Source organism: Spirosoma rhododendri, from assembly GCF_012849055.1.
GTDB classification, from domain to species: Bacteria; Bacteroidota; Bacteroidia; order Cytophagales; family Spirosomataceae; genus Spirosoma; species Spirosoma rhododendri.
On record NZ_CP051677.1, the window covers coordinates 2,041,982 to 2,068,092 of the forward strand.

Annotated in this window: 18 protein-coding genes and 1 pseudogene; 11 read left to right on the forward strand and 8 right to left on the reverse strand. The window is 55.9% G+C overall.

Annotated elements, in window-relative coordinates; all coding sequences use genetic code 11:
* The first annotated feature begins 57 nt into the window (after positions 1-57).
* Positions 58-1,389, forward strand: a complete 1,332-nt coding sequence (locus HH216_RS08505) for a TolC family protein (protein ID WP_169550434.1) — start codon at positions 58-60, stop codon at positions 1,387-1,389.
* Between the two features lie 97 nt (positions 1,390-1,486).
* Here HH216_RS08505 and HH216_RS08510 read toward each other — a convergent pair whose 3' ends face one another.
* Together HH216_RS08510 and gcvT are read right to left on the reverse strand one after the other, a co-directional pair.
* Positions 1,487-2,197 (reverse strand): 2-phosphosulfolactate phosphatase, encoded by a 711-nt coding sequence (locus HH216_RS08510; RefSeq protein ID WP_169550435.1) that lies wholly within the window; start codon positions 2,195-2,197, stop codon positions 1,487-1,489.
* Between the two features lie 124 nt (positions 2,198-2,321).
* Entirely contained in the window at positions 2,322-3,410 is a 1,089-nt protein-coding gene (gene gcvT / locus HH216_RS08515) for a glycine cleavage system aminomethyltransferase GcvT (protein WP_169550436.1), read from the reverse strand.
* A gap of 308 nt (positions 3,411-3,718) precedes the next feature.
* Between gcvT and HH216_RS08520 the strand changes: the two genes are divergently transcribed.
* Complete coding sequence (locus tag HH216_RS08520; RefSeq protein ID WP_169550437.1) at positions 3,719-5,008, forward strand: MFS transporter; 1,290 nt, start codon at positions 3,719-3,721, stop codon at positions 5,006-5,008.
* Between the two features lie 7 nt (positions 5,009-5,015).
* Here HH216_RS08520 and HH216_RS08525 read toward each other — a convergent pair whose 3' ends face one another.
* Both HH216_RS08525 and HH216_RS08530 read right to left on the reverse strand, forming a co-directional pair.
* Positions 5,016-6,461, reverse strand: coding sequence for an energy transducer TonB (locus HH216_RS08525; RefSeq protein ID WP_169550438.1), 1,446 nt, complete (start codon positions 6,459-6,461; stop codon positions 5,016-5,018).
* A gap of 37 nt (positions 6,462-6,498) precedes the next feature.
* Positions 6,499-7,836, reverse strand: coding sequence for an energy transducer TonB (locus tag HH216_RS08530; protein ID WP_254448743.1), 1,338 nt, complete (start codon positions 7,834-7,836; stop codon positions 6,499-6,501).
* 321 nt (positions 7,837-8,157) lie between these two features.
* Here HH216_RS08530 and HH216_RS08535 point away from each other — a divergent pair, with 321 nt between their 5' ends.
* A complete protein-coding gene (locus HH216_RS08535) occupies positions 8,158-10,560 on the forward strand; it encodes a glycoside hydrolase family 3 N-terminal domain-containing protein (RefSeq protein WP_169550440.1) in 2,403 nt (800 codons plus the stop codon).
* A 364-nt stretch (positions 10,561-10,924) separates the two neighbouring features.
* Here the strand turns inward: HH216_RS08535 and HH216_RS08540 are convergent, their stop codons facing one another.
* From HH216_RS08540 to HH216_RS08550, 3 genes are all read right to left on the reverse strand, one after another.
* Entirely contained in the window at positions 10,925-11,698 is a 774-nt protein-coding gene (locus tag HH216_RS08540; protein ID WP_169550441.1) for an NIPSNAP family protein, read from the reverse strand.
* 173 nt (positions 11,699-11,871) lie between these two features.
* Positions 11,872-12,516, reverse strand: coding sequence for a deoxyribose-phosphate aldolase (locus tag HH216_RS08545; protein WP_169550442.1), 645 nt, complete (start codon positions 12,514-12,516; stop codon positions 11,872-11,874).
* A 97-nt stretch (positions 12,517-12,613) separates the two neighbouring features.
* On the reverse strand, positions 12,614-14,542 hold the full coding sequence (locus HH216_RS08550) for a pseudouridine synthase (RefSeq protein WP_169550443.1): 1,929 nt from the start codon (positions 14,540-14,542) through the stop codon (positions 12,614-12,616).
* A gap of 291 nt (positions 14,543-14,833) precedes the next feature.
* Here HH216_RS08550 and HH216_RS08555 point away from each other — a divergent pair, with 291 nt between their 5' ends.
* The 3 genes from HH216_RS08555 to HH216_RS08565 all read left to right on the forward strand — a co-directional run bounded on the left by HH216_RS08555 (position 14,834) and on the right by HH216_RS08565 (position 18,926).
* Complete coding sequence (locus HH216_RS08555) at positions 14,834-16,822, forward strand: acetoacetate--CoA ligase (RefSeq protein WP_169550444.1); 1,989 nt, start codon at positions 14,834-14,836, stop codon at positions 16,820-16,822.
* Positions 16,823-16,871: 49 nt separating this feature from the next.
* Positions 16,872-17,789: a polysaccharide deacetylase family protein gene (locus tag HH216_RS08560; RefSeq protein ID WP_169550445.1), complete on the forward strand. Its 918-nt coding sequence runs from the start codon at positions 16,872-16,874 to the stop codon at positions 17,787-17,789.
* Between the two features lie 201 nt (positions 17,790-17,990).
* Complete coding sequence (locus tag HH216_RS08565) at positions 17,991-18,926, forward strand: ABC transporter substrate-binding protein (protein ID WP_169550446.1); 936 nt, start codon at positions 17,991-17,993, stop codon at positions 18,924-18,926.
* A 91-nt stretch (positions 18,927-19,017) separates the two neighbouring features.
* Here HH216_RS08565 and moaA read toward each other — a convergent pair whose 3' ends face one another.
* A complete protein-coding gene (moaA, locus tag HH216_RS08570; RefSeq protein WP_169550447.1) occupies positions 19,018-19,998 on the reverse strand; it encodes a GTP 3',8-cyclase MoaA in 981 nt (326 codons plus the stop codon).
* A gap of 230 nt (positions 19,999-20,228) precedes the next feature.
* Here moaA and HH216_RS08575 point away from each other — a divergent pair, with 230 nt between their 5' ends.
* The 5 genes and pseudogenes from HH216_RS08575 to HH216_RS08595 all read left to right on the forward strand — a co-directional run bounded on the left by HH216_RS08575 (position 20,229) and on the right by HH216_RS08595 (position 26,063).
* On the forward strand, positions 20,229-20,759 hold the full coding sequence (locus HH216_RS08575; protein ID WP_169550448.1) for a hypothetical protein: 531 nt from the start codon (positions 20,229-20,231) through the stop codon (positions 20,757-20,759).
* 137 nt (positions 20,760-20,896) lie between these two features.
* Complete coding sequence (locus HH216_RS08580; protein WP_169550449.1) at positions 20,897-21,790, forward strand: transporter; 894 nt, start codon at positions 20,897-20,899, stop codon at positions 21,788-21,790.
* Between the two features lie 18 nt (positions 21,791-21,808).
* Positions 21,809-23,358, forward strand: a pseudogene (locus HH216_RS08585) (phosphatase PAP2 family protein).
* Positions 23,359-23,625: 267 nt separating this feature from the next.
* Positions 23,626-24,528, forward strand: coding sequence for a hypothetical protein (locus HH216_RS08590; protein ID WP_169550450.1), 903 nt, complete (start codon positions 23,626-23,628; stop codon positions 24,526-24,528).
* Between the two features lie 23 nt (positions 24,529-24,551).
* Positions 24,552-26,063 (forward strand): phosphatase PAP2 family protein, encoded by a 1,512-nt coding sequence (locus tag HH216_RS08595; protein ID WP_254448744.1) that lies wholly within the window; start codon positions 24,552-24,554, stop codon positions 26,061-26,063.
* Positions 26,064-26,111 lie beyond the last annotated feature (48 nt).

Below are 26,111 nucleotides of genomic sequence, written 5' to 3' on the forward strand. Positions count from 1 at the left end.
ATGAACGGCCGCCGGAGGAACACTAAACAGTAGACCTCAAACCTTAAACCGACTAAAATGAAACTCTCCATACTTACCATTCTTTCCCTGTTGACGGCTGGTTTGGTGCGGGCGCAAACGCAACCCACCGACCTGACTTTACCGGGTGACCTGCGGACGCTGATTCAGCAGGCCAACACGAACTATCCGGTGCTGAAACAACAGCAGCAATTGATTCAGGCCGGTGAAGTGCGGGTCGATATTGCCCGCACGGCGATGCGCCCACAGGTCAACCTGAACGGCTCGTACACGTACATCACGCCGGTACCGAGTGTGACCTTCCCGATCAACGGGACGGAAGCGGTGCTGAAATTGGCTCCGAACAACAACATCAACGGCAACGTATCGGTCGGGCAGACGATTTACGATTTTGGCCGCACCGACGCAGCGATCAAGCAGGCTGCTGATAACGTACAGATTCTGCGCCGGAATTTTGAACTGACTCAGCAGACAATCGGGTATCAGGTGGCGGCTGCATACTACGGCATCGGTTACCTGCAACAGGCGATCATCGTGCAGGATTCGGTTATCCGGACGGCGGGTGCCAATGTGCGGTTACTCTCTCAGCGACTGCAAAACGGCGACGCCCTGCCGTATGACGTGCTGACGCAGCAGGTACGCGTAAAAGCATCGACCAACCGCAAAATTGAACTGCAAAATCAGCTTGAACGACAAATTGCCCAGCTAACCTTCCTGACGGGAAATGCTAACATTGATATAAGTCAGGCTGCACAGCAGTTCAAGCTGGGCATGACGACGGCGGCCGTATCGCTGTTCGACGTAAACGGGCAATTGCAGTCGGCGGCTGCGGGAAATAAAGAGGTGCTGTTGGCGCAGGATCGGGTGAAGGCGGCCGAAACGGATATTCTGGTGACGAACAAAGCCGGGATGCCGAACTTTGGCTTCAGCGGTACGGCCGGTTACAAAAACGGCTATCCGCTGAACGTCGAGCAACTACGGTCGAACGTAGCCGCCGGTGTCGCGCTGACGATTCCATTGTATGCCGGTAAGCGGTATCAATTGCAGAATCAGGCGGCCCAACTGAACCTGAACGCCAGCCGGTACGCTGTAGAAACGGCCAATGCGCAGCTTCGGCAGAACATTGCTTTACTGAACGCTGATATTCGCAGCAACCAAACCCGGCTGGCCAACCTCGAAACGCAGGTGCTGCAATCGAGGCAGGCACTCGACATTGCCAACGCTCGTCTGCGAAACGGTGTCATCACGAACGTAGAGTTGCAAAGTGCCGAAACGGGCGTCGAAGAAGCTGAACTTGGTCGTTTAACGTTTCAATATCAGTTGCTATTGAACCAGTTGGAGTTGAAGCGGCTACTCGGCGAGTCGTTGTAGTAGAATCGAATAACCCCTAAATCCCCTGAAGGGGACTTTGCTCGCCTATGAACAAAGTCCCCTTCAGGGGATTTAGGGGTTATTTCGTCCTGGTAAACTACGGCTCCATCGCTACCAGCGACGTGCCGCGCAGTACCGGAATAACGTCGTAGAGGTCGTGTTGCAGGCAGTAGGTGATATCTTTCTGAATGCCCAGCTTTTGCAGCCGCCGGATGTGCGACGCGTTCGCCATAAAACCGATCAGGTTATCTTTCCCCTGCTCATACAGCCGACCCGCCATAATGGCGCTATCCTCGGCTAGTGCGTAACTGGTTTTGAGTCGTTCGACCAGGGCTCCGGCAAACAGCGTATCTTCCAGGTTGACCCGGCCTTTCCAGCCAGCACAAAGCACCAGCACATCGTATGGTTCGGTGCGTAGGTAGCTGGCAATGGCTTCCAGATTCAGGAACGACCCGACCAGCACTTTCACCGCCGACCGCGATTTGGTAATGGCCAGCGTACCGTTGGTCGTGGTCATCGCCACGTCGAGGCCCCGGATACGCTCGTCCATATACGTGAACGGCGAATTGTCCAGCTCGAAGCCTTCTACCTTCTGCGCGTTTCGCTCGGCAGCCGCCAGAAAACCGCGTTCCTGATAGCGCTGGCACTCTTCAATGGTTGCAACAGGAACGATGCTCTTCACGCCGTAGGCGAAGGCCGTAACCATGCAACTCGTCGCCCGGAACACGTCGGCCACAACCACGATGGTATTTTCCATGCGGTGCAGGTCGAGCAGGTCAGGCGTTAAACAGACGTCAATTTGTTTCATAGTGGGTGTTAATGTGAACTGTGATTCTTATGATTACACAGATTGCCCTGATTCAAAAGAAAAAAAGAAATCATAGTCCATCAGCGTAATCATAAAAATCACAGTTCAGACAATCACAGAAAAATCAGCGAACGAAAGGGAGTTTAACGACTTCGGCCTTGAGCAGTTTGTCGCGGACTTTGATATAGATGGTGCTGCCGGGTTTGCTCAGCGCAGTTGGGACGTAACCCAGACCGATGCCTTTACCCAGCGTCGGCGACTGTGTACCCGATGTAACGTCGCCGATCGTATTACCGTCGGCGTCGGCGATTTCGTAGTGGCCACGTGGAATCCCCCGGTCGATCATGGTGAAGCCGACGAGTTTGCGAGGGACGCCCTGCTCTTTCTGCTGCTTCAAAACGTCGGCGTCGATGAAGTCGTGGGTGAATTTCGTAACCCAGCCAAGTCCCGCTTCGATGGGGGAGGTTTCGTCGGTAATGTCGTTGCCGTAGAGGTTGTAGCCCATTTCCAGCCGCAGCGTGTCGCGCGCACCCAGGCCAATGGGTTTGATACCGTAAGGCGCACCCGCTTCCATAATGGCGTTCCAGACGGATTCGGCCTGATGGTTCGAGACGTAAATCTCAAAGCCACCCGCCCCCGTGTAACCCGTTGCCGATACGATCACGTTGGCGCAACCCGCGAAGTTGGTTTTGACGAATGTGTAGTAGCCAATAGCGTCGAGGTTCTCCTCGGTCAACGACTGCATGGCTTTGGCGGCCATCGGCCCCTGCACGGCGAACAGGCTCATGTCGTCGGAAATGTTGATCATCTCCACCGCCCCGTCGGTGTTGTACTGACTGATCCAGTTCCAGTCTTTGTCGATGTTCGACGCGTTGACGACTAGCATATACTCGTGCTCGTTAATACGATATACCAGCAGATCGTCGATGATACCGCCTTTGCCGTTGGGCAGGTAGCTGTACTGTACCTTGCCGTCGTAGAGCGCGTGGGCGTCGTTGGCCGACACGCGGTTGATCAGGTCGATCGCGTGTTCGCCCTTGAGTATAAACTCGCCCATGTGCGACACGTCGAACACGCCAACGCTGTTGCGGACGGTATTGTGCTCATCCAGATCGGATGAATAGCGAACGGGCATTTCAAAACCCGCAAACGGTACGATCTTCGCACCGGCCTGTTGATGAGTTGAATGAAGGGGAACTTGCTTGAGCGACATGAGCACTACGGTTATCCCACAAAGGTACAAATCGATTGCCTTTGTCCTGAACTGTGATTTTCTTGATTGTCTGAACTGTGACCGTCTTGAACTTTGATTTTTGTGATTTATTGATTTCGCTGATTCAAAGGAAAAATCATAGCCCATCAGCGTAATCACACGAATCACAGTTCAGATAATCTTGAACTATGATTCGTGTGATTCATTGATTACCCAGATTCACGAGGAAAAAGAAATCACAGCCCATCAGCGTAATCAGTGAGAATCACACGGGGCCGCCCGGCGGTTCAAGACAATCAAACATTACTATGACGCCTATCTCTCCTCGTCGACTTAAAGCAATTCTGGGTGGTTCCGTTGGTAACCTGGTCGAGTGGTACGACTGGTACGCGTATTCGGCCTTTGCGCTGTATTTCTCTGGGGCCTTCTTTCCCGCTGGTGATGCTACCGCGCAGCTACTCAACACGGCAGGCATTTTCGCGCTGGGCTTTCTGATGCGACCCATCGGTGGGTGGTTGTTCGGTACGTTGGCCGACCGGATCGGGCGGAAACGGGCCATGACGACATCGGTACTGCTGATGTCTGTGGGATCATTGCTGATTGCCTGCATTCCGACGTATGCGTCGATTGGGCTGGCGGCTCCGGCGGTGCTGCTACTAGCCCGGCTGCTTCAGGGGCTGAGTGTCGGGGGCGAATACGGCGTGTCGGCGACCTACCTGAGTGAAATGGCGACGCCCGACCGTCGCGGTTTTTATTCCAGCTTTCAGTACGTGACGCTCATTGGCGGGCAACTCATCGCGCTCGGCATACAACTGATCCTGCAAAAACTGCTGCTGACAGAAGACCAACTTCACGACTGGGGCTGGCGCATTCCGTTTGTCATTGGCGCAATTCTGTCGGTCGTGGCGCTGTACCTACGTCGGCACCTCGACGAAACGCAGGCATTCGAAGCCCAGCAGACTCAACCGCAGGAACGGAAAGGCACGGTGCGTGAACTGCTCCGCCATCCTAAAGCCGTGTTAACCGTTGTTGGTCTGACGCTGGGTGGTACGCTGGCGTTTTATACGTATACGACATACATGCAGAAATTTCTGGTCAACACGGTACACCTGACCAAAGGGCAATCGACGCTGATTTCGTTTTTGTCGCTGCTGATTTTTGCGGCTATGCAACCTTTGTTTGGCCTGCTCTCCGATCGTATCGGTCGTCGGCCCCTGCTGCTTGGTTTCGGTGTGTTTGGTACGTTGGCTACGGTACCGCTACTAACGGCGTTGAGCCACGCGTCAGGGCAGTGGGAAGCGTTTTTTATTCTGCTGCTGGCACTGATAATCGTCAGCGGTTACACGAGCATCAACGCCGTCGTGAAAGCTGAACTATTTCCGGCGGAAGTGCGGGCACTGGGTGTAGGGTTACCCTACGCACTGACGGTCGCTATCTTCGGCGGTACGGCTGAATACATCGCGCTGCTGTTCAAAAACCTCGGCCACGAATCGTACTTCTACTGGTACATCACCGGAGCCATCGCCATTTCGCTCGTCGTCTATCTGTTCATGGCCGACACCAAAAAGACGTCGAAACTCAACCAAGACCCGGTCTGACACGGGCTTACTCCAGCGCGAAATTGATCGGCAGGTTGTACTTGACCCGGACAGGCTCACCCCGCAACGCCCCGGGTTTCCACTTGCCACTCATTGCCTTTACGACCCGCAGGGCTTCCTGATCGATTGATGGCGAGATACCCTTGATTACTTCATAGTCGCATAGCGTACCATCGGTGCAGACAACGAAGCTGACGAAGACGCGACCCTCTTGCCCCTTTTTCTGAGCGTCGACGGGGTAGCGTAGTGTGCGCGAGAGGAAGCTGCCAAGCCCCGGTATGCCGCCCGGAAACTCCGGTTGCTGTTCCCGAACCTTATAAACGACGGGGGCCTTGTCGGCCTTCTGCATCCGGCCAGACTGAAGCACACCCTTGTCGTACTGTTCCTCGTAGCTATATGAGCCGTCTTCATACCGGCCCATCCATTTGCCATGCTGCCGCCCGTTGAGGTATGAGCCGTGTTCGATATAAGTCGTTTTTCGCGACGAATCGGCGTAAGAGGTGCGGTTTGACGTGTAATCGACCGTGCCCGTGCCATCTTTCACTGTTTGTTTGCCCTCGGCGGTCCAGTACGCCAGTACCCGCGCCGGGCTTTCACTCGCCAGGTACGAGCCTTCATCCAGGCGAACCTGTCGTATCTGCCCACTGGGGTACCACGATGTCACGATGGTCTGATCATCGTCTTTGCGACCCGCTTCGGCTAGAAGCCCGTTCTCATGGTACTTACTCGGATAGCCAGTTTCGCGGCCGTTGTCGTAGCTCGTTACGCCAAGTAGTGTACCGTCTGTACTCAGTTCGTACACGTTATAAATCCACAGCTTATCGTTGCTTCGATAGCCAATTTTCTCCGTCGGCTTCCCCGATCGGGTGCTTTTTTCGCGTAGGAGCGGAAGGCGATTATCTTCAGTCCACTTGTTTTGGTTCTGCACATAAACAATCATATCACCATTGGGTAGCCCCAGGCTATCGAGCGAAATTTCCTGCCTGTACTTAGCTGTAGCGGGGTCGGTCGTTGCGCGCATATCTTCCCCGAAATAATAGATTCGCTTTCCGTCTTTGTAAGGAAATGGGGCCGATGTTGGAAACATGACGGGTACCATCACCGCCTGCCGGACCGGAACTGCTCCCTTCTTAGCCGGTTGCCACGCACTGAACAATTGGAATACACGCAGGGCTTCCCGGTCGAGGTCGGGCCGGAGCGATTTCAGCAGGGCGACCTCGGTGATGCGTCCGTCTGGCTCAACAACGCCTTTGACGAGTATGCGCCCGCCAATACCTTCCGACTCAGCCTGTATGGGCTTACGCAGATTAGCCTGCAAAAACGTAGTCAGGTACGACATGCCACCCCGGGGGACGGCCGCGCTGTCGACTTCGTAGTTCTGATAAACGGGCTGTTGGCTGAATCCGGCCAGCGAGAGAAACAAGCACAGACATAAGCAATAGATTAAGTTCATAGCGTGGTTGTTGAACGAACGGAAGTAAGCACTGAATTTAATTGGTAAGTGTGAAGTTGAGCGGCATGTGGTACTTAACCCGAACAGGCTCCCCGCGCTGAATACCCGGTTTCCATTTGCCGCTCGATCGTTTGACCACCCGTAACGCTTCCTGATCGATCGAGCCTGATACGCTTTTCAACACTTCGTAGTCGCACAGAGTCCCATCAGTGCAGACGGTGAAGCTAACAATCACCTGACCCTGCTGACCAGCCCGTTGCGCATCGGGTGGATAGCGAAGGTTATCGCTAATGAATCGGCCTAATCCCGGCATGCCGCCCGGAAACTCCGGCAGTTGCTCGTTTACGGTGTACGTCACCGGCTCTTTGCTGCCTGTGTGCGCTTTGCCAGACTGAAGCTTTCCCCGGTCGTAGAGTTCTTCATAACCGAAGGAGCCATCGGCGTAAGCCCCCGTCCAGAGGTCCTGCTGTAGTCCATCGAGGTACTCTCCGCGTTCAGTGTAAACAACCTGCCGGGACGGATCGGTATACGAAGTACGCATGGATTCGTAAGTCATTTTACCACTCCCATCGATGACGAGGTGCTGGCCGTCGGCAGTCCAGTAATTCTGTACCCGTTCGAGTTTGTACTGATTGTTAAACGAACCGGCGTCCAAGCGAATCTGCCGAATCTGTCCGTTCGGATACCAGGACGTAGTCATGGTGCGACCATTCTCCTCCTGGCTCGATTCCGCTACCAGTCCATTGCTATGATAACGGGTAGGATACCGTTCGGGGGCTACGTACAATGTCTTACCGACCAATGTGCCATCGCTGGCCAGGTCGTACACGTAATTGGTCCACAATCCTTGGTTGTTATGATAACCGACCGTCTCGGCTATTCTCGTCAGGCTATCAACGTTTCTGGCTTTCTGCCGTATCAGCGTGAGCCGATTGATCTTTGACCACCTGGTGCCTTTCTGCTCGTATATCAGCATATCACCGTTCGGAATACCCAGGCTATCAACCGGCGTTACCTGCTTGTAGGTAGCTGCTGCAACATCGGTTGTCCGTTTCATATCGGTTCCGAAGTAATCGGTGCGCTGCCCGTTTTCATATGGAAACGGTGCATTTCGCCCGAAGACGACGGGATACATCACCCGCTGCCGAACGGCAATTCCGCCTTTCTGGGCTGGTTTCCAGGCGTTGAACAGACCAAATACGCGCAAGGCTTCCCGGTCGAGGTCAGGGCGTAAGGACTTCAGTAACTTGACTTCGGTGATATGTCCGTCGGGTTCGACAACACCCTGAACCAGTACCCGCCCGCCAATGCCTTCCGATTCCGCTTGTATGGATTTGCGTAGGTTCGTTTGCAGGAAGACGATTAGGTAAGACATGCCACCTTTCGGCGTGGTGACACTGTCGACCTCAAATTCCTTGTAAATAGGCTGTTGGCCGAAACCAGCCAAAGAGAAGAGACAAAAAAGAAGGCTGTAGACAAATTTCATCGTGTGGTAAGGCAAACAGGCAGACCAATATAAGAGCCTTCCGTTGAGTGCTACAAGCAAACCAGGTAAACGAATGATGAAATAACATTGACAATTGACTAATCGGTTGTCGGTTACGGAGTGACTCTTACTTAATAAAAAATATTAAAATATAAGGCTGGTTTAATGCTCCGGGCGCCGGTCCCACCGATTTTGTGCGTATCATTCGGGATGAATCTATTGTCTGCTTCCCGATCGCTGGCCGTAACAGCTGGTCTGTCTTTATTTCTGTCGGTAACCCACGCGCAGAAACCAACCACCCCACTTTATAAAAACGCAGCAGCTCCGGTCGATAAACGCGTCCGTGACCTGCTTGGCCGGATGACTGTCGAGGAGAAAGTCGGCCAATTGTCGACGTTGCTGGGCTGGGAGATGTATCAGCGGCAGGGGAACAGCGTGTCGGCGAGCGAGAAGTTTAAACAGGCAGTTCAGACCCAGCATATCGGTATGCTCTGGGCAACCCTGCGCGCCGATCCCTGGACGCAGAAAACGCTGACTAATGGACTGAATCCGGTGCTGGCAGCCGAGGCTACCAATGCGTTGCAGAAATACGTCATCGAAAATACGCGGCTGGGTATTCCGATGCTGCTGTCGGAGGAATGCCCGCACGGGCACATGGCTATCGGTGCAACCGTGTTCCCAACCGCGCTGGGGCAGGGGAGTACCTGGAATCCGGCGCTGATCAAGCAGATGGCTACCAGCATTGCGCAGGAAGTTCGGCTACAGGGTGCTCACGACGGGTACGGCCCCGTACTTGATCTGGCCCGCGAACCGCGCTGGTCGCGGGTGGAGGAAACCTACGGAGAAGACCCCGTACTGAACACCCGCATGGGCGTTGCGATGGTAACGGGTTTTCAGGGAAGCCGCATCGACAGCGACATCAATATTATCTCAACGCTGAAACACTTTGCGGCTTATGGCGTACCCGAAGGGGGACACAATGGCGGCAGCGTGGCCACGGGTATGCGGGAGTTGTATCAGGTGTATTTGCCACCGTTCCGGGCTGCTGTAAAAGCGGGTGCCCGGTCGATCATGACGGCTTATAACTCCATCGACGGAGTACCCTGCACGGCCAATCCGTTACTGCTGAAAACCGTTTTGCGGAATCAATGGGGCTTTCAGGGCTTTTCGGTGTCTGATCTGGGTAGCATTTCGGGCCTGCACAGCAATCACCGCACAGCAGCCAACGCGACGGAAGCCGCTGCTCAGGCCATTAACGCCGGGCTGGACGCCGATCTGAGCGGGTACGGCTTCGGCAAATCGCTGCTGGATGCGGTGAAGCAGGGACTGGTCACGCAGGCGGTGCTGGATACGGCTGTCAGTCATGTGCTGCGCCAGAAATTTCAGCTTGGTCTGTTTGAGAAACCGTACGTATCGCCCGAAAAAGCCGCTGCGAATGTGCGGACCGCAGCGCATATTAACCTGGCCCGGCGGGTGGCCCAGGAATCGGTCGTACTGCTGAAAAACGAAAAAAATCTGTTGCCCCTGAGCCGTCAGACGAAGCGTATCGCCGTCATTGGTCCCAATGCTGACAACGTGTACAACCAACTCGGCGACTACACCGCCCCGCAGGCTGATGGCAATGTGGTGACGGTGCTACAGGGTATCAAAAACAAACTGGGTAGTCAGGCTGAGATCACCTATGCGAAAGGTTGCGCCATCCGCGACACGACGACGGCCAACATTGCCGAAGCCGTGAACGCTGCGCAACAGGCCGATGTGGCCGTGGTGGTGTTGGGTGGTTCCAGTGCCCGCGATTTCAAAACCGAATATCAGAGCACGGGTGCTGCGACGGTCAAAGCGGGTGAAGGCGTTGTGAGCGATATGGAAAGCGGGGAAGGCTTTGACCGTACCAGCCTGGACCTGCTGGGCAAACAGCTTGATCTGCTGAAAGCCATCGTGCAGACCGGTAAGCCCGTCGTGCTGGTAATGATCGAAGGGCGCCCCTTGAACCTGAACTGGCCCGCTGTGCATGTACCGGCTATCGTTACGGCTTGGTATCCGGGGCAGGAGGGGGGTAACGCCATTGCCGACGTGCTGTTTGGGGATTACAACCCGGCCGGCCGCTTACCCATTTCGATTCCGAAGTCTGTTGGTCAACTACCTGTCTACTACAACTACAAAGTGCCGGCCCGACACGATTACGTCGAGATGGATACCAAGCCCTTGTACCCGTTCGGCTATGGCCTGAGCTACGCGCAGTTTGCGTACAGTAACCTGAATGCAACCGTTACGGAGCGGGCCGACGATGTTACCGTCAATGTAACCGTAGCCGTGAAGAATACGGGGAGCCGCGATGGCGATGAAGTCGTTCAACTGTACGTGACCGACAAGGTTAGTTCGATAGTCGGACCGGTGAAGCAGTTGAAGGCATTCGAACGGGTGCCGCTCAAAGCAGGCGAACAGAAGACAGTTACGTTTGTCTTACACGCCGACGATCTGAAACTGTTTAGCCCCGATCAGAAGTGGCTGGTTGAAAAAGGCGATTTTAGCCTGATGATTGGTGCCTCCTCCGACGACATACGGGCTACCAAAGATGTTACGGTTTCCCGGACGATAGCCGTAAAACCGTAGCCGTATTGAGCGGTGATATTGTCTCGACAGCTGGAAGATATTGAGTTCGGTCGTTTACCCCCCGGCCCCCTGAAGGGGGAGTGTTCAGCGCATGAACCACTCCCCCTTCAGAGGTTGTTTGGGGAAGCACAATCCGGGTCAAAAGTGCCTTTTTGTCATCCCGACGACAGGAGGGATCTTCGCTAGGAGCAGAAAAACGCCTGTTACCGGAGATCCCTCCTGTCGTCGGGATGACAAAAATTCGCTCCCCAAACAACCTCTCAGGGGGCCGGGGGGTAAACGACCGAATGAAAGTCAGTCACTAACAGGGCTAATCTAAAAACTTAACGACTCTGCTGCTAGAGACAAAATAATCGATTGATTATCAATAATCTGAATACGCCGTTGGGTGCAGCAGATACGTGTCGGCACGCATAAAGTTGTGGGCGTATTCGGGTAGTGAGTTAAGCGTTTTCCAGGCCGGGTCGGCGCCAAATGCTTTCCAGTGCGCATCGCGGTCGGCCTTGTCGGCAAACGTCGTCATGTAGTACATATTCGGCATTTTGCCCCCGGCCTGCACCTGTCCGCAGAACACGGTGTTGAAGCCCAGTCGCTTAAAAATGTCCAGCTCACCGTTGTTGAACTGCGCTACTTTCGCTTCGTGCAGCTTTTCGGTAGCCGCTTCGTAACTACGCAGCTCATACACTCGGTCGGTACGATTCCCCGTCAGACCCGGCGTGACGAGTGTTGGCATGGTCGCGAAGGCCTGCATCAGCACCGACTCGAACCGGCTGTAGTACGGCTGATCGAAGGGGGCGTTGATGTAGTCGGCGGCATCGGTGACGTACTGTTTGTCTTTCATCAGCGTTTCCGACAGGGCTGAAAACTGATCGGCGGATTTGAACGGCGTCAGGACGTAGAGCAGTGAGTCGGCACCGGTGTTTGGCGCAAATACGCCAACCTGTTTGATGCCTGCCCGGTGGAGTGCCGGCAAGTACGCCTTTTGCAAATACGTCTCCAGCCGACTTTTCTGATTTGCGTCGCGGACGTGGTAGATTTTGAGCTGGTAGAATTCGCGTTTGGGGGCTGACGCGATAGCCTGAACGGTGCCTGCCAGAGCCAGAAGCCAGATAGCAAGGCGGAGGTAACGAAGAGTCATTGACTGTAGAAAAGAGTGGTAAAAAAAAGGTGAACAGGATGCGTCTGAACGCTCTGTTCACCCGATAAAGGCAGATTGCCGCAAAAAATCCTGTTGGCTACGCTACTTTTCTATGAAAATTTCGGGCAACGACAGAATGCGACCGTGTAGGGTTACAGGTGCCCTTTTGCCGGTTACAAACTGACCCGGTTATTGATCGCCAGCCGTTCGACACCAGCCTGCACCAGCGCGTCGAGTTCGGTTTCGGTAGCCCCGTCGGCAAGGATTTTGACCCCAACTGACCGGGGAACGGCCTGCCGAAAACGCAGGGCCTGTTCGAGACTAAACTGCTGCCCCGCGATACCCGTACCGTTCTTGATAAAGTCGGTGCCTGCGTCGGTGGCGAGCCGAATCATGGATTCTGTTTGTTCCGGCGTAAGCAAATCTGTAGGCAGGATCACCGTAAGTAGTCGCTCCTGTGCGTGAGCCACCGCTACCAGTTTCGCCAGTTCGATCTTGAGCCAAACGGACGTGGGCGACAGCAGGGCCGATGTGTTCATAACCACCTCAACTTCCGTAGCACCGTCTTTCAGGGCCAGTTCGATTTCGAGCTGCTTGGCTTCGGTCCGCTGATAGCCATAGGGAAAGCCAATCACCGCCGAGAGTACGGCCGGGTGCGTATCGCCCAGTTCCCGACGCATCTTCTTCACCCAGAACGGCGCAACCGTCAGCCCTGCCAGCCCCAGTTGCGTGACTTCGTCAAGCACGGCGTACTGCTCGTTGATGCTAACGTCCGGCTGCACCAGCGTCCGTTCGATGTAAGGAAAGAGATGGTTCATGGAATGGAATGAAAGAATGACGGCGTGGTAGAATGATTGAATAGGCTGGCGCAAGCAGTTTTCCATTCAATCATTCTATCACGCCGTCATTCTTTCACTAATTAAAATATTTCAGCTTCACGACTTCCTTCGGCTCCAGGAAGCGCCACTTGCCGCGGGGCAGTTCTTTCTTGGTCAGGCCCGCGTAGGTTGTGCGGTCAAGCTTTGTGACTTCGTAGCCGAGGTGCTCAAAGATCCGGCGTACGATCCGGTTACGACCCGAGTGAATTTCGATGCCGACTACCTGCGCGTCGGGCGTAACGATGCTCAAGGCGTCGGGCTTGATAGGGCCGTCTTCCAAGGTGATGCCTTTGCGCAGTGTCTCGAAATGTTCTTCCGTAATCGGCTTGTCGATTTCGACCTGATAGATCTTACGGACGTTGTTTGATGGGTGCGTCAGCTTGTCGGCCAGTTCACCATCGTTGGTCAGCAGCAGCAGACCCGTCGTGTTGCGGTCGAGCCGACCGACCGGGTAGATGCGGAACGGACCCGCGTCAGCTACCAGCTCCATCACCGTCCGGCGTTCTTCGGGGTCTTCCGTCGTCGTGAGGAAATCTTTCGGCTTGTTGAGCAGGACGTACGTAAACTTTTCCGGGTTGAGCACTTTCGTACCGTGCTTTACCGTGTCGCCCGGCTTCACCTTAAAACCCATCTCGGTAACGACTTTGCCATTGACCGAAATGTCGCCCCGCTCAATGAGTTCGTCGGCTTCCCGACGCGAACACACACCCGCATTGGCGATGTACCGATTCAGGCGCATTGTGCCGTCGTCGGCTGGTTGGCGCGACGTTGGCTCGGTCGGTTGGGTCGATTTTGTCTGACTGTTGCGCGGATCGCGTTTGTCGTAGGGGCGCGGACGATTCAGACGCGATGTTTCGCGCTCATAATCGGGCGCTTTGTCATACTTGCCGGTACGCCGTTCGCCCGACTCTTTGCGTTGTTTGCTGGTAAAACGCTCGTCGCTCTCCGTCGACCGGCCAGCCCGCCGTTCGCTGCCGCGCGAAGAACGCGTATCGCTGTTGCGTGAGTCGCTGCTCCGGTTGGTATCGTCGCGGTTGAACCGGGGGCGACTGTTATCCCGATCGGTCTGGTTGAAGCGTGAGTCTCCACTCCGGGAGTCGCCACTCCGGGGCCGGTCGCTGTCACCGTCGCGATTGAATCGCGGACGGTCATTGCCACCCTCGCGCGAACGGTCGCTGCTGCGGGAATCGCTGCCGCGGTTGTCGTCGCGGTTAAATTTAGGGCGATCGTTGCCACCATCTCGACTGAAGCGCGGCCGGTCACTGTCGTTGTCGCGTGAGAAACGTGAGTCTCCACTCCGGGAGTCGCCACTCCGGGGCCGATCATTGCCACCCTCGCGATTGAATCGCGGACGGTCATTGTCGCCGTCGCGGTTAAAGCGCGGGCTACCACCCTGCGGCCGGTCGTTGTCGCGGCTGAAACGCGGGCTACCACCTTGCGGCCGGTCGTTATTGTTGTCGCGTGAAAAGCGTGAGTCGCCACTCCGGGGCCGATCATTTCCTCCGTCGCGCGAAAAGCGGGAATCGCCATTCCGGGAATCGCTGCCGCGGTTGTTGTCGCGGTTAAATTTAGGGCGGTCGTTGCCACCCTCGCGGTTGAAGCGCGGCCGATCGCTGCCACCATCACGGTTGAAACGGGAATCTCCCTCGCGATTGAATCGCGGGCGGTCTGAGTCGTTGTCGCGCGAAAAACGGGGCCGGTCATTTCCTCCGTCACGCGAACGGTCGTTGCTGCGCTCGTTATCGCGGCTGAAGCGCGGGCTACCACCCTGCGGCCGGTCGTTATTGTTGTCGCGTGAAAAGCGTGAGTCGCCACCCCGCGACCGATCGTCATTGCGGGGGAAACTGCTCCGGGCCTGATCGTCATCCCGACGATCGGTAGAACGTGTGGGCCGCTGACCATCCCGGCGCGGGCCGTCGAAACGTGAACCGTCGTTACGGTCGTTCGAGTCTGAATCCTGATTCATGGAAAATTACAGTAAGTCGTACTGTTGTGTGAGATGGTCCAACGTACAATAGCAGCCGATTAACTACTTGCCAGTCAGTCGAGTGGCTCTTTCATTAATCCTGCTTATTGACCTGTGAACCGTAAATGACTGTCAACTAAAATACAAAAGGGACGCAAAGGTACGCCTTTTCTGGATTGTGCACCTGTAGCGGTCTGACTGGCAACGCTTTTTCCTTAAAAAACGATCCGCAGGTATAAGAAGATAACGGATTGTCGTTTAGCCAGTAGATTAAACGTTCCATTCGCTCGTATGACTTACCTCACGCCCGAACGTCTGTACACGCCCGACCGCCGTACCACCGACCAGTCACTGCTTCAACGATACATCAACTGGCTATTCGTCAAGAAAGGACTTTACTTCCGCGACTACGACGACCTGTGGGACTGGTCGGCGACGGATCTGGAAGATTTTTGGGAAAGCATCTATCAGTTTTTCGACGTTCAGAGTCATACCGAGTATCACCAGATTATCTATCGCCCCAACGACGAGGATATGATCGGTGTGCGGTGGTTCGAGGGGGCAACGGTCAACTACGCCGAGCATATTTTTCGCCACAAAACCAATCAGCGACCCGCGTTATTGTTTGCGTCGGAGCGGCAGCGGGCACAATCAGTGTCGTGGGCCACGCTCGAAGCCCAGGTCGCGGCTGTGGCAACGTGGCTGCGTGGTCAGGGAATTGGGCTGGGCGATCGGGTGGTGGCCGTTTTGCCCAATGGCCCGGAAGCGATCGTCGCGTTTCTGGCAACCAATGCCGTGGGTGCGGTGTGGTCGAGCTGCTCGCCTGATTTCGGTACGGCCAGTATCATCGACCGGTTTCAGCAAATCGAACCAAAAATTCTGATCGCGGCAGACGGGTACACCTACAATGGAAAGCCTGTCGACAAAACCGACGCCATGCGTTCGCTGCGCCTTGGCTTACCTACCCTGCAACGGCTGGTGTGGGTGCCTTACCTCGACACCGACAGTCGGCTGGAGCGAGCCACGCTGTGGGACGATGTGTTGAAAACACCCGCCCCGGATGGACTCGTTTTCGAGCCAATTCCGTTCAACGACCCTATTTGGGTGCTGTATTCGTCGGGAACGACGGGCAAACCGAAGGCCATCACGCACAGCGTCGGCGGCTGTCTGCTTGAACACCTGAAAGTGCTGGCGCTGCACCAGGATGTACACGCGGGTGACCGCTATTTCTGGTATTCGACAACGGGCTGGATGATGTGGAATTTTGCCGTCGGGTCGATGTTGGTCGGGGCAACGCTCGTGGTCTATGACGGAGCCGCCGGTTACCCCGATCTGAACGTGCTGTGGAAGCTGGCCGAGGATGCACGTATCAATCACTTCGGTGGGGGCGCTGCCTATTACCTGGCCTGTATGCGGGCCGGGCTGCGCCCCATCGACACCAATCGGCTGACGTCGTTACGCAGCATCGGTTCGACGGGGTCGCCCCTGCCAAACGAAGGGTTTCGCTGGGTGTACGAGTCAGTGAAAAGCACTGCCTGGCTAATTTCGTTCAGTGGCGGCACCGACATTTGCAGCGGCTTTGTCGGCGGTAATCCACTGCTGCCGGTGTACGAAGGCGAGATACAATGCCGGTTGCTGGGGTGCAGCGTCGACGCGGTCGATGAGCGGGGCCAATCGGTACGCGACGAACTGGGCGAAATGGTAATTCGGCAACCGATGCCGTCGATGCCGATTTATTTCTGGAACGACCCCAACAACGAGCGCTACCGCAGCAGCTACTTCACCGATTTTCCGGGTCTGTGGCGGCACGGCGATTTTATCCGGATTACGCCCCGCAACAGCGTCGTTATCTACGGCCGTTCCGACGCGACACTCAATCGGGATGGCGTACGCATCGGCACCAGTGAAATATACAGTGCCGTTGAAAGCCTGCCCGACATTGCCGACAGCCTGATCGTTGGGTTGGAGCAGCCGGGCGGGCGGTATTTTATGCCCCTGTTCGTGGTACTGCGTCAGGAGGCTGAGTTGACGGCTGCGCTGATCGATACGATCCGCAAGACGCTGCGGACGCAGTTTAGTCCCCGCCACGTTCCCGACGCTGTGTATGCCATCAGCGAGGTGCCGTACACCATCAGCGGCAAGAAGCTGGAAACACCGGTGAAGAAAATTTTGTCGGGTATAGATAGTTCGCTGGCTGCCAGCAAAGACACATTGCGCAATCCAGCCTCACTGGATCAGTTTGCGCGGTTTATGTCGGATGTCCGTTCGCAAAGTATCTGATGAACCGGTTCATCAAATTTCAGTAAGTTTGGGGGCATATTACGCTACTATGTTTACTCGTCAAATTACGTCACTTGTACTAACGACCGCTCTGTCGGCTCTTCTCGTTAGCGGATTATCCAATTGCGGGTCGAAAGGTTCGACCGCCAGCGAAACTACCGATTCGACAGCCGCCGTAGCCTCGTCGGAAACCGAAAAAACGACGTCGGCCCCCGACCCAACCAAAATTCCGGCCGGTAAAGTGGCGGATGCGGCTGCGATTCTGGGCCGTACGCAGGTGCCCATTCTGTGTTATCACCAGATTCGCGACTGGAAAGGCAGCGACTCGAAAGGGGCCCGCGATTACATCATCCCGACGCAGGCGTTCACCGATCAGATGCAGATGCTGGCCGACAGCGGGTTCCATCCCATCCTGCCCGATCAGCTGTATGCCTACCTGACGACGGGTGCCGCGCTGCCGTCGAAACCGGTCATGCTGACGTTCGACGATGGCGACCTCGATCAGTACACAACGGCCCTGCCTATTCTCGACAAGCATAAATTTAAGGCGTCGTTCTACATCATGACGGTAGCCATTGGTCGGCGCGGGAAGCAGCACTACATGGACAAAGCGCAGATCAAAGACCTGTCGGACCGGGGCCACACCGTCGGTGCACATACCTGGGATCACCAGAATATGAAAAAGATGACGACGCCTGAGCAGTTGAAAACGCAGCTCGAAGAGCCCAAAGAAAAGCTGGAAGCCATCACGGGCAAACCGGTGCGCTACTTTGCTTTTCCATTTGGTTTGTGGAACAAACCCGCGCTACCCGAAATTCAGAAGCGTGGCTACGTAGCCGCCTTTACGCTGGCCGACGGTCGCGATGAGCAATATCCATTGATGACCGTTCGCCGGATCATCGCTGGTGGGCAGTGGAGTGCTAAAACGCTGTACCGCAATATGACCCAAAGCTTCGACGGAAAATAAGCGAACAACGCCAAACTGCCTTTCATCCGCTCCGGCCGACTGACCTGTGTCAGTTCAGACGGGAGCGGATGTTTTTTTTGCGCTGATCGGCTCAAAAACGTATATGGGTCGCAGCTTCGGCGGGTAATTAAATAGACCCTGCCGGGTAAACCTTGCCGACTGGCGGAAGTTAGGTAACTAGCTTTATACACCTATACCGCCATGCCTACCCGCATTCGCCTGGCCCTCGACTGGACCCCCAACACCAACCATACCGGATTCTTCATCGCGCTGGCGAATGGTAGCTACGAACGAGTTGGCTTGCAGGTTGAGTTTATTTCTCCCGATGCCGACGACTATAGGCTGACACCGGCCCGACGGGTGGCGCGGGGAGAGGCCGAACTGGCGGTTGCCCCATCGGAAAGCATTATTAGTTTTCAGACGAACGCCGTGCCGATGGTAGCCGTCGCTGCTATGCTGGCCCGTGATGCCAGTGCTATCGTGACGCTGAAACAAAGCGGTCTTGACCGACCCAGTCGGCTCGATGGCAAGGTGTATGCGTCGTACAGCGCGCGCTACGAGGATGAGATTATCCGGCAGATGATCGTGAATGATGGCGGGCGGGGGCAGTTCGTGTCGCACAAACCCGCCCGGCTCGATATCTGGCATGCCCTGCTGACCAACGAAGCCGATGCGACCTGGATTTTTCTGCCGTGGGAAGGGGTGGAGGCCGAGCAGCGGGATATTCAGCTGAATCAGTTTTTGCTCGAAGAGTACGAAATTCCGTACGGCTACAGCCCAGTCTTGGCGGCTCACCACAACTGGGCAAGTCAGAACGCTGATGCGCTTCGTGGGTTTCTGGCGGCTACGACCGAAGGCTTCCAGTTCGCTGTCCGCGACCCCGACGAAGCCGCCCGGATTTTGCTGGAAACGGCCAGACACCCAACATTGACCGATCTGGATTTTCTGGAAAAAAGTCAGCAGGTAGCGTCAGGGTATTACCTGGACGTCGACGGGCGATGGGGTGTCATGCGCCGTGACGTTTGGAACGCATTTGTCGGCTGGCTCATCCGCAACCGCCTGCTCAACTACCCCGACGGCGAACTCATTCAGCACTTCGACGTGTCAACGCTGTACACGAACGACTATTTGGGCTAGCGCCGGTTTAACGTTTGTCGTTTAATGCTTAAGGTCGCTTCTCCACGACTTGTTAACATTAAACCTTGAACCATAAACGTTAAACCCAACATCATCCCCCTATCGTCGCCATCGACTCGGTGACGGTGGCGCGTTGGCTTTCGGCGTCGAAGCCGTTGGCGGGGCGGTGAGCGAAAGCGCGCAGGAATGCAGCTTCCAGTTCGGTATCGGTAGCGCCGGAACGCATCAGAGCCCGCACGTCGAGGACGCCGTCGTCGTAGAGGCAGGTTTTGAGCGTACCCTGCGCCGTCATGCGAATACGGTTGCAGGTGCCGCAGAACGTTCGGCTGAAGGCGGCAATTACACCAAGGGTACCCTGATGGCCGGGAACCTGATAATTGGCCGAGGTTGAGTAGCGCGGATCGGGAATCTTGGCCAAGTCGGGGTAAAACGATCGAATCTCGTCCATGATCCGGCGGTGTGTCCAGTGCAGCACCGGGTAATGACTGCCCTCTCCGTTAAACGGCATCTCCTCAATGAATCGAACGTCGATTGGCTGATCGCGGGTCAGTTCGGCCAGCGGCAGAATATCCTGCGTATTCTGCCCATCCATCACCACCGCGTTGATTTTCGTCTCGATACCGTTTGCCAGCAGCGCGTCGAGCGTGCGTAGTACGGCGGGGAGTTCGTCGCGCCGGGTAATCTGCTTGAAGCGGTCCCGGTCGAGTGTGTCGAGGCTCAGGTTAACGGCTTTTACGCCCAGTGCGGCCATATCGGCGACATGCGGAGCCGTCAATACGCCATTTGTTGTAATCGAGAGGTCGTTGATCCCGTCGATAGCCGCCAGCCGATGCATAAACGACATCAGATCGGAGCGTACGAACGGCTCGCCCCCCGTAATCCTGACTTTCGATACACCCAGCCGGGCCAGCACCGTTACCAGCCGTTCCATTTCCTCATACGTCAGCAGGTGTTGCTTGGGCAAGTAGCGGATACCGGCTTCGGGCATGCAGTAAAAGCATCGCAGGTTACAGCGATCCGTTACGGCGAGCCGCAAATACGTGATAGGACGGTTGTGGTTATCGAAAATCATAAGCTACCGGTGTAACACTGAAACACACGTTTTGATTACAGGTTTTCTTTACCTGACATCTATCATCGATAAAAGACACTGAATGTACGGTACGATCGTCAACAGACAACCGTAATTCTACCCGGCGGACTGTTGTTGGTTACTGATGAGTAATTGCCGAAAAATAACTGATAGAATAGACGTATTTGGCGGCATTTTATTATTATTTTTGGAAGCTTAATGCGTAACACGTGAAAAAGGTAGTTTCGGTCGGTCTATCAGCTCTATTGCTCTGCCATGCACTGGCTTATGTGCTGGTGGGCATCAGTGCGTGGTATAAGGCTGAACACGACCTCTCTGAACGGCTGCGGGTGTACCGTTCCGTCGATAGTCTGGTGGAGTTCGATATTCCGCTGGATAATCAGATTGATATCAAACAGACGGCCTCCGACGGTTTTACGCACCGGGGGCATTACTACAGCGTCGTCAGTCTGAACGTCGCTGGTGATACGTTACACATTACGGGGCTGGAAACAGAGCGCAAACCGTTCTGGCAAAGCGATCTGTTATCGTTCCTCAACGACCACCTGACCAATTCGACCGAATCGGAACGCAAATCACAGAGCGTTCTAAAGTTTTTGCTCAAGGAATACTCGCCAACGCCCCGGCAACTGTTCCAGTTTTTGCCCGCCCTCCGGGTGCCGACCGTACGCATTGCCGACGTGTCGTTTGTCTTTTCCCTTCGGGCTCTGCCCGTTCATTCCCCCCCGCCCGAGTGCTGATTGGTTTTCTGGGTTTCCGCACTGCACCCAATGCCAGCTATCGGCTGGCAGGTTAGCCGTGTAGTAACTGCCTGCAACCGTGGTTTGCCCGCTCAAACCGCCTTGCTATTCGTTTCCATCCAATTCAGCTTTTACGTATGCGTACACATCTAAAAAAGATGGTGTGTGCGGCTCTGCTGATGCCTGCACTATGCCGGGCACAGATGCCGCACGACGCCATTTACATGAATAAAAAAACCGTTTGTGTTGCCGGTATATACGGGCATAGCACCTGGAATCAGTACTGGGAGAACACGCTGAAACGCGAAAACCTGAACATCGGCACCCACACAACGCAGAGCGCCATGCTGATGCCCGCCATCGGTATCACCAACCGGGTCAATCTGATTCTGAGCTTGCCTTATGTCTGGACAAGTACGAGCGCGGGTAACCTGATGGGCCAGAAAGGCGTACAGGATTTGTCGGCCTGGATAAAAATAAAGGCCGTACAGACAGGTGGGTTCTCCCTCAACGCCATCGTGGGCGGGTCGATACCGGTCGGTAATTACGTACCTGATTTTCTGCCGATGTCGATCGGTCTGCAATGCCGGACGCTGACGGGACGGCTGCTCGCCAACTACAAGCACCCCAAAACAGGATTATATGCCACGGCCCACGGGTCATACGGTTGGCGTAGTAGAATCGAGATCGACCGGGATTCCTACCAGGCCGATGACCGGGTGTATAACACCAATCGGGTGAGTGTGCCGAACGTGTACGATGCGGCCGTACGGCTGGGCGTACTGCGCCGGGGTTGGCAGACGGAGGTGTTCGCAGAACGGCAGGCCTGCCTGACTGGTGATAACATCCGCCGGAACGATATGCCGTTTCCGACCAACAACATGCAGGCAACCGTGGTAGGTTGGTATGGTAAAGTTCAACCCCGCAACATTGGCGTTAACGCACGCGTGGGGTATGTCGTCGATGGGCTGAACGTTGGGCAGAGCACCAGCTACAGCGTGGGTTTCCTCTACCAATTTGCCGTCAGGTAACACTACAACCGAACAATCATGAAACGATTTTTTGCATCTATACTCACCGGAAGTCTGGGATTGCTGAGTCTGTCGGCAGTGCTGGTTTCCTGCGACAAAACTATTGAAGAAGCCCAGCACAGTGCGTACACACCGGCCAGTGTCGATGAAAAAGCAGGCACCTGGAAGACCTACGTGCTGACCGCGCCCACGGACGTGACGCTGGCCGTACCAACAGCAACGACATCGTCGGCTTACCAAACGGAGTTGTCGAGTTTGAAAGAGCAATCGGCATCACTCAGCGCCGAGCAGCAGCAAGCGGTGGTCTATTGGGGAGCGGGGGCGGTGTTCCGCTGGAACGAAATCGCCCGGGAACTGGCTGCCCGTTACAACGTGCCGCCTGCTTCAACCGCCGATGGTAAATATCCGATACCGGATGCCGCCAATCCCCTGGCCGACCCCCGGTTTCCGTTCGCCAACCCACCCTACTCGGCCCGGGCGCTGGCGTACCTGAGCGTTGCCCAGTACGATGCGCTGGTAGCCACCTGGAAGTACAAGTATCAGTACAACCGAACGGCCCCATCTACAGTCGATGCAGCGGTGCGGACAGCCCTGCCGGTGTCGGTTATCCCAACCTATCCGTCGGAAGACGCGGTTGTTGCCACGGCATCGTATACGGTGCTAAAGGCGATGTTTCCGGGTGAGGTTCCGTACCTCGACGCGAAGCTGGCCGAGCACCGTAACAGCCGTTTGTGGGCGGGAATGAATGTGCAGAGCGACCTGACGGCAGGTAACGATCTGGGCGGTCAGGTTGCCGCGAAAGTGATGGCCCGCGCCCGTACCGATGGTATGAGCGCGTCTAACAACCAGACGCTGACAGCTGGCATGATTGAAGCCGCCAAAGGGCGTGGCCTACTGACAGCCTGGGTAAGTCAGGAAAGCCCGGCGCGGCCAGCGATGCTACCTAACTACGGCGCTGTGTCTACTTGGAATTTCGATCGGGCTACGGTTGAAAAATTACGGCCTGTACCACCACCGGCGCTCGACAGCCCTGAGTTTACCAAAAACCTTGATGAGCTGCGGGCGATTCAGAAATCGCAAACCCGCGAACAGGCCCGTATTGCCAATTACTGGTCTGACGGTGCCGGTAGCTACACCCCCCCGGCCACTGGCACCGCATTGCCGCCAATGCTGCGCAGGAGGCCCGCTATAGTGAAGTACGCATGGCACGCACGCTGGCGCTGGTCGGTACTGCGCTGATGGATGCGGGGATCTGCTGCTGGGAGACCAAGTACTACTATTACTATCCCCGGCCACAGCAGTTCGGGCTGAAAACATCGGTCGGTCTGCCTAATTTCCCCTCGTACACGTCGGGCCATTCCACGTTTTCTGGTGCTGCGGCTACGGTGCTGAGCAGCATTTTTCCGGAGCAAACCGACACATTCACGGCGAAGGCGAACGAAGCGTCCGTATCACGTATGTACGGTCTGATCCATTATCGCTTCGACTGCGAAGTGGGGTTGGCGTGCGGTAAAAACATCGGATCTTACGCCGTATCGCGCGGCAAAGCCGACGGATCGGGTTTGTAAAATAGAGTTGGTATTGATTGATCATGTTGTCCCCGACAGCTTCCAGCTGTCGAAGCCGTAGGCTAAGTGCGATTGCATGGTTAGACGTGGCTGCGACAGCTGGAAGCTGTCTTATGCGACATAATCAGGTAGTCAATATGTCATCGAGTCCGCCCGGAAGCAGCATCGTTTTCGGGCGGACTCACGCGTTTCCGGTAGCTATAAATTGGACGGATTGCGTGGGTGAACATACCGGATCGTGTACCTTTACGTTCCTACAGTGTGCCTATGCAACAACGTATCCGACTTATTCTGATCCTCCTTTCTGTGCAATTGCCGTTGCTGACCACGGCGCAGGGCCTGATGGATGGCTTTATGAAAGGTGACCGTAAAGCCAGTTTGGCTGTTACCTATTCGCAGGAAACCTACGACACCTATTACCGGGGCACTACGCCTTTCCGCGACCCAAATCTGGGCACCGTCACGACGCAGGCTATCAATCTGTACGGCGTCTACGGCCTGGGTTACGACCTCGACCTGATCGTGTCGGCACCGTACATACGCACTGAAGCGAGTGCGGGTTATCAGCCCAAACAGGAAGGCTTTCAGGATGTTACGGCCGCGCTCCGCTGGGAAGCGTTCGACTATAAATTTGGTAATTCGCGGTTGTCGTGGCTGTTTGCATTGGGCTACACGATGCCCATTCAGAACTACGTCAATGATAACATACTGGCGCTAGGGCAGGGGTCGAAAAACATCGACGGGCGGACGATGCTCCACTACAAATCAGGCGGCTTTTTCCTGACCGGACAGGCAGGTTACATCCGCCGTGGGCCCGTTACCCTCGACCGGATCGTTAACGTATACGACCCCAGTCAGGTCAATCCAAACAGCGGGATGAAAGTCAATGTGCCCGACGTAACGGAGTTCATCGTTCGAACGGGCTATGCCACGAAGCGGGTATACGTCGATGTGTGGGGGCAGCAACAAACGCCTTATGCCGCCGGTACCGACATTGGCCCCGGTATTCCGTTCCCGACCAATGCCATTGGCTTTCGGCGGGTGGGCGGCACGCTGTTTCTACGGCTCGTCGGGCGGCTGGGGCTGAACTTCGGCTACAGCACGACGCTCGAAGGCCAGAACATCGGCAAATCGACCCGCCTGAGTGGGGGCATTATCATCGGCAACTAAGCACATTCAACCGGAATCCGGGCATGACCTATACAACAATGGTACGCAACCTGTGCCTGACCCTGCTGCTGGCGGGTGCAGGGCTGACGGGCTGTAAGGAAAATACAATCAGCGAAGGTGTACTGCCGTATTTTGAACCAGCCACGAACGACGCCGATGGGGGCACCTGGCGCACGGTCCTGCTGTCGTCGGCGGCAACGATTACGGTTTCCGCACCAACCGCCATTACGTCGGATGCTTACCAAACCGAACTGACGTCGGTGAAGAATGGCCTGCTGACGTCGACCCCGGCGCAGAATACGGCGGTGAATTACTGGGGGCAGGGTGGCGTAGTGCGTTGGAATCAAATTGCCCGTCAATTGGTCGCCAAATACAACACAGCCCCGATCTTCAACGACGCGACGGGCCAATATCTGGCCACTGACCCCAACGCGCCTGTTGCCAGTTTGCCGTTTGCCACCCGGCTGTATGCCTTGCTGGGTGCCGCTCAGTACGATGCGCTGGTCGTGGCATGGCGGGCGAAATACCAGTACAACCGCCCGTCGCTCAACCGGCAGGGACTGGTGACGCGGGTGCCCGTCGCCGATGTGCCGTCGTATCCCTCGGAAGGGGCTGCGATTGCCGAAACGTCGGCGCAGATCCTGACATATTTCTTCCCGAACGAAGCCGAATACATCAGGGCGAAAGCAACCGAGCACAAACAGAGTCAGCTTTGGGGCGGAATCAACGTAGCGAGTGATGTGAAGGCGGGTGAAACGCTGGCGGCTTCGGTTGCGGCTGTGGCCCTGACCCGCGCCCGTACCGACCGGTTCAGCACGGCCACCGATAGCTGGACGAGCCTGAAAGCGCGCGCCCCCTACGACGTGACGTGGCAAAGTCTGGAAATTCCGGCCCGTGTGCCGGTAGTGCCACTGGCGGGACGCGTCAAAACCTGGTTCGATTCGACGACCGTAGCCCGGCTGGCTCCCGCTGCGCCCCCTGCAACCAGCAGCACCGCCTTTCAAACGGCTCTGGCCGAAGTACGCAACACCGCCGACAGCCGTACCCGCGACCAATGGGCCACCGCCGACTACTGGAACGACGGACAGGCGACATACACTATCGCTGGGCACTGGAACCTAATTGCTGAGCAATTGCTTCAGGAAGACCGGCAGAACGAACTCCGGGCGGCCCGGACTTATGCGCTGCTCAACCGCGCCCTGCACGACGTGACGACGGTAGGCTGGCAGGCAAAGTACACTTATTTCGTGCCGCGCCCCTCGCAGCTCGACCCGCAGATCAAAACGTCGGTACTGATACCGAACAGTCCCGCCTACGTCAGTGACCATGCGTCCCAATCCGCAGCCGCCAACACCATCCTGACGTATCTGTTTCCGGTCGAAACGACCTGGCTGAAAAAGCAGAGTGATGCCGCGATCATCTCAACGCTCTACGCTGGTACGCAGTACCGCTTCAGCATCGATGCTGGTACGCAGCTAGGCACCAACGTAGGTACACTGGCTACCAACTGGGCCAAAGCCGACGGGGCGAAATAGAGTTGTTACAATGGCGGTTTTTGTCATGGCACCGGCCACCCGGCCCGA

What these genes read in the sequence shown, in the direction of transcription:
- HH216_RS08505 (WP_169550434.1), top strand. Translation starts at nt 58, where the DNA reads ATGAAACTCTCCATACTTACCATTCTTTCCCTGTTGACGGCTGGTTTG.
- HH216_RS08565 (WP_169550446.1), top strand. Translation starts at nt 17,991, where the DNA reads ATGCCTACCCGCATTCGCCTGGCCCTCGACTGGACCCCCAACACCAAC.
- HH216_RS08550 (WP_169550443.1), bottom strand. Translation starts at nt 14,542, where the DNA reads ATGAATCAGGATTCAGACTCGAACGACCGTAACGACGGTTCACGTTTC.
- HH216_RS08510 (WP_169550435.1), bottom strand. Translation starts at nt 2,197, where the DNA reads ATGAAACAAATTGACGTCTGTTTAACGCCTGACCTGCTCGACCTGCAC.
- HH216_RS08595 (WP_254448744.1), top strand. Translation starts at nt 24,552, where the DNA reads ATGACCTATACAACAATGGTACGCAACCTGTGCCTGACCCTGCTGCTG.
- HH216_RS08535 (WP_169550440.1), top strand. Translation starts at nt 8,158, where the DNA reads ATGAATCTATTGTCTGCTTCCCGATCGCTGGCCGTAACAGCTGGTCTG.
- HH216_RS08525 (WP_169550438.1), bottom strand. Translation starts at nt 6,461, where the DNA reads ATGAACTTAATCTATTGCTTATGTCTGTGCTTGTTTCTCTCGCTGGCC.
- HH216_RS08580 (WP_169550449.1), top strand. Translation starts at nt 20,897, where the DNA reads ATGCGTACACATCTAAAAAAGATGGTGTGTGCGGCTCTGCTGATGCCT.
- moaA (WP_169550447.1), bottom strand. Translation starts at nt 19,998, where the DNA reads ATGATTTTCGATAACCACAACCGTCCTATCACGTATTTGCGGCTCGCC.
- gcvT (WP_169550436.1), bottom strand. Translation starts at nt 3,410, where the DNA reads ATGTCGCTCAAGCAAGTTCCCCTTCATTCAACTCATCAACAGGCCGGT.
- HH216_RS08545 (WP_169550442.1), bottom strand. Translation starts at nt 12,516, where the DNA reads ATGAACCATCTCTTTCCTTACATCGAACGGACGCTGGTGCAGCCGGAC.
- HH216_RS08520 (WP_169550437.1), top strand. Translation starts at nt 3,719, where the DNA reads ATGACGCCTATCTCTCCTCGTCGACTTAAAGCAATTCTGGGTGGTTCC.
- HH216_RS08555 (WP_169550444.1), top strand. Translation starts at nt 14,834, where the DNA reads ATGACTTACCTCACGCCCGAACGTCTGTACACGCCCGACCGCCGTACC.
- HH216_RS08560 (WP_169550445.1), top strand. Translation starts at nt 16,872, where the DNA reads ATGTTTACTCGTCAAATTACGTCACTTGTACTAACGACCGCTCTGTCG.
- HH216_RS08590 (WP_169550450.1), top strand. Translation starts at nt 23,626, where the DNA reads ATGCAACAACGTATCCGACTTATTCTGATCCTCCTTTCTGTGCAATTG.
- HH216_RS08530 (WP_254448743.1), bottom strand. Translation starts at nt 7,836, where the DNA reads ATGTCTTACCTAATCGTCTTCCTGCAAACGAACCTACGCAAATCCATA.
- HH216_RS08540 (WP_169550441.1), bottom strand. Translation starts at nt 11,698, where the DNA reads ATGACTCTTCGTTACCTCCGCCTTGCTATCTGGCTTCTGGCTCTGGCA.